Origin of the sequence: Flintibacter muris (genome assembly GCF_943192995.1) — a bacterium.
In the GTDB taxonomy this organism is placed as follows: Bacteria; Bacillota; Clostridia; order Oscillospirales; family Oscillospiraceae; genus Lawsonibacter; species Lawsonibacter muris.
The window spans coordinates 1-3570 of sequence record NZ_CALPCP010000093.1; the positions used below are offsets into that span (position 1 = coordinate 1).

Here is a 3570-nt window from a genome sequence, read left to right on the forward strand (position 1 = left end):
CGAAGTCGGCAAAGGCCGGGCCGAGGGCCGCCACCATCCCCACCAGCTTGTGGGCCAAATCCGCCCCCGCCGCCAGATGGTAGGCCGTCCCCACCTTTAGGCAGGCCCAGCCGATGAACAGATAGGGGAGGTTGGGCAAAAGGTACTTTTTCAGCTTATCTGTCCTCATGGGCGGCCTCCTTTACGCGGTCTTTCCTTTGGGGCGCGGGCTGGCGCAGTATCTCGGCGGCGGCCCGTCTGAGCTGTTCCCGGATGGGTACGCAGTCAGTCTTTGCCTTATCCAGCACACGGCGGGAGTATTCCGAAAAACAAGCGGTGATTGCGTCCGCCTGCCCGCTCTTGAAGAACAGCAGATACTTGTCCGGCCCGGTCTTATAAAAGGCATAGTCAACATTCCACTTCCGGGCCACCCGGTCAAACTCCTTGGGGGCCCCGGTGAGTTCGATGCTGTTCGTGGCCGCTCCGTGGGCCATGAGCTTTTTCACGGACTGCCTGCCGTGGGGCGTCTGGTGAGCCCGGTGCTCCTTTTGTATCTTCCGGCCAGCCGCCCGGAGCGCATAGGCCAGCACCCGGGCCGAAAGTTTTCCCGTTCTGATAGAAAGTGCTATCGTGCGCCGGGAAACATCCTCGTCAATCAATCAAAACCGCCTCCTTTCATGGGGGATAGGCCCTCCGGCCTTTGGGACATTTTGTCTCGAAGTCACCGCCCCTCACGGCCCGGCTCCGGGCGGGCCCGGTCAGCCGCAGGGGGAAAGCGGTCAATCACTTCCTTGTAGGCGGCCATCTGCTCCCGGATGGAGAGCCGGGGGAGGGCAAAAACCTTGTGCTCCTTGGGAATATCCTCTATCCCGTGGTAGACTTCCTTAATATCGCCCGTCTGGACGATATAGCCGCCGGGGGCAAGGTGGCCGTCCTCGTTGATGGATATGTCCCGCCCGTATGCCTCATAGTCAAAGTAGTCTTTCAGCTCGGCGGGGATCGGCAAATCCTCCGCAAAATAGCGGCCCAAATCCTCCTCGCTTTCAATCTCCGGGTAAAATTCAAAGCAGTCCAGATTTTCCGCAAGGTTGATGATGTCCGCCACGCTGGAGGTATGCGCCCCCATATGGAGCGCGGCCTCGAATTTTTCAATCTCGCTTTGGGGGAGCTCCGAAAGCAGGCAGGCCAGATGGTTCAGCTCGTCCAGATTTTCATACTCGCCCAGATAGTCATAGAGCCCCAGCACATCGCCGTCAAAGCTGGTGATGAAAAATTCCTCGTAGCGTATGCCGTCCACGCCGATATTCTTTAACAGCGCCTCCACCGCCTGGGGGCTGGTGGGGAATTTCAGCGTTTCCCCCACCAGCTCGCCCTCGTTGTATTTCCCCAGATTGGTGATGTACGCCTCGAACAGCGCGGCCACGTCAGCGGCGGCCCTGTCCCTTGACGGTCAAAATGCCCTCAAGGGTGGTAGCGGTGATGCCCAGCCGCTGGGCCACAGCGATGTCGTTCTTCATGGACTCGGTGACGGTATGCCCGCACACCACCAGTACCCGGGAGCGGCGGAGCAGGTCGCGGCCAATGTCGATGCTGCTCTTGTGCTCCTCGGGAACCGCGTCATTGAGGAAAAGGGGCAGGAACAAGGCCGGGCAGATAGGGGCAAAGCCCGCATCGTAGACCGCCCGGCAGTACTGTGCGGCCAGCTCCGCGTTTTCCGTGTCGCCGCCATACCAAGCGGCGGTGATGTAAGCAAGGGGTCGTTTCATAGTCGTTTACCTCCGATATTTTAATAGTTGTCGTTCAACCCTATCCCCCCGCCCTTTCCCATTCATGGGAAAGGGGGCGGCTCTGGAGGATATATCCCCCGCCGCGCCGGGAGGGGTGGCACAGCCGGGGCGGGCCGTCAAGGGCAAGCCGCCGCAGGCGGCGGGCGTTCCGCCCCTTGACCGCCCACTCCCGGCTGTGCTCAGTAGTAGGCGGCGACGGGGGATATACCACCAGAGCCCCTCTCTAAAAGAACGCTATGCAAGGCGCGGGGGAGGGGCGCAGGAAAAAGAAAAACCTCGGGACAAAATGTCTCAAGGCTTACTTTTCCCGGTCGGTCTTTTTCTCCGGGGCGGTGCGCTCCGGGGGCTGTTTCTCTTTCCATTCGGCCAGCAGGGACATAATCTGGTCTTTCATTTCCCGGGGCGTGGCGTCCTTGCCGAAATACTTGTTCAGTTCAGCGGCGGAAATAATCACTTTGTCTACCTCCTTTTTTTCACGGCTCAAAATGCCGTCTATCACATCGCCGTTCAGTTTCCCGTCCTTATCCAGCTTGCGGAGCTCCTGCGCCTGGGAGAGCGAGGGGGATGCCTGCTCGCCCTCAATGGAGACGGCGATAAACCTCTGGTTCTTGGGCTTGATGAACGAGATTTCCACAGCGGGGGTGAAAGACAGCTTTTTCTCGTTCACCATAGACTGGAGCTCCGGCACAAGCTCGGTCAGCCGGATATACCGCTGTACCTGCTTGTAATTCATGCCGTTTCGTTCCCCCACGATTTCCGTGGAGCGTTTTCCAACGTCCCCGGCGGGCACGCCCTCCATCTTCGTCCCCTGATGGCTGATGGCCTCCACCTGCATTTTCAGAGACTGGGCCTTTTCCATCGGCAGAATCTTTTCCCGGTGGCGCAGGTTGTCGTCCGTCATCGCAAGGATGGCCTCATCGTCCGTCATGTTGCGGACGATACAAGGCATATTGGCGAACCCGGCCAGCTCACTGGCCCGCTGGCGGCGGTGGCCCGCGATGATTTCATAGCCCCCGCCCTCCCGGGGACGCACCAGCGCGGGCTGGTGTACGCCGTTGTCCTTGACCGACTCCACAAGCCCTTTCATTTCCGCATCGTCCCGCACACCGAAAGGATGGTCTTTGAACGGGAACAGCTCCGAAAGTTTGAGATATACAATCTCTTCCTTTTCAGCGCGGGTCGCGTCACGGGGCTGGGGCGGCGGCTCCGGCGCAGGAGCGGCAGGGGCTTCTTCCCTGCCCTTTACCGTGGCGGCCTTGGCCTCCTTGCTTTGGGACATTTTGTCTCGAGGTGGGGACGGGGGCCTGTCCGGGGCCGCCTTACCAGCCTTGGACTGGCGGCCACGGCGAGCCCCCGTCCCTCCCGGTTCGCCGGGCCCCGCTTTTTCTTCCTTGGGCTTGCGGCCCCGCTTGGCTTTGGGCTTATCCGGCTCGGGCGTTTTCTCCTTGGCGGCCTTTCCCTTTTTCTCGGGCTCCTTTTCCCCGGCGGCCTTATCCTCCGGGGCCGGGGTGGGCGGCTGTTCCGGTTCAGGCGGCTCGTTCTTTTCCACTTCCGCACGTTCCGCCGCCCGCCGCTCCGCCATCAGCTTTTCAATCTGGTCAGCGGAGACACTCACCTCGCCGGGAGCACCCGCCGGGGCATCCTGGGCGGGTGGTTCGCCGCCAGTCTGCTCGGGGGCGTTCTCCGGGGCCGGGGGCTCCGGGGTGGGAGCGTCCTGGGCAGGAGCCCCCTCCGGGCCGGCATCGAACAAGCTGGGCTGGGGATTTTCCTCCGGGCTCACGTTTAATTTTTCGTCTGCCATTCG

At 61.2% G+C, this 3570-nt stretch carries 5 protein-coding genes and 1 pseudogene; all 6 read right to left on the reverse strand.

Translation table 11 applies throughout. From position 1 onward, the window contains the following. Positions 1-169: pseudogene (locus NFS22_RS23200) on the reverse strand (conjugal transfer protein TraG); the annotation flags it as partial. Beyond that, positions 156-638: a PcfB family protein gene (locus NFS22_RS23205; protein ID WP_478293318.1), complete on the reverse strand. Its 483-nt coding sequence runs from the start codon at positions 636-638 to the stop codon at positions 156-158. The gene NFS22_RS23205 and the pseudogene NFS22_RS23200, both read right to left, overlap by 14 nt. Before the next feature lie 62 nt (positions 639-700). Next, positions 701-1402: an antirestriction protein ArdA gene (locus NFS22_RS23210; protein ID WP_251319991.1), complete on the reverse strand. Its 702-nt coding sequence runs from the start codon at positions 1400-1402 to the stop codon at positions 701-703. Position 1403: 1 nt separating this feature from the next. Beyond that, positions 1404-1745, reverse strand: a complete 342-nt coding sequence (locus NFS22_RS23215) for a DUF7768 domain-containing protein (protein ID WP_016316827.1) — start codon at positions 1743-1745, stop codon at positions 1404-1406. A 40-nt stretch (positions 1746-1785) separates the two neighbouring features. Further along, a complete protein-coding gene (locus NFS22_RS23220; RefSeq protein ID WP_251319992.1) occupies positions 1786-1977 on the reverse strand; it encodes a hypothetical protein in 192 nt (63 codons plus the stop codon). Positions 1978-2064: 87 nt separating this feature from the next. Next, positions 2065-3567 (reverse strand): ParB/RepB/Spo0J family partition protein, encoded by a 1503-nt coding sequence (locus tag NFS22_RS23225; protein ID WP_251319994.1) that lies wholly within the window; start codon positions 3565-3567, stop codon positions 2065-2067. Positions 3568-3570 lie beyond the last annotated feature (3 nt).

What these genes read in the sequence shown, in the direction of transcription:
- NFS22_RS23215 (WP_016316827.1), bottom strand. Translation starts at nt 1,745, where the DNA reads ATGAAACGACCCCTTGCTTACATCACCGCCGCTTGGTATGGCGGCGAC.
- NFS22_RS23225 (WP_251319994.1), bottom strand. Translation starts at nt 3,567, where the DNA reads ATGGCAGACGAAAAATTAAACGTGAGCCCGGAGGAAAATCCCCAGCCC.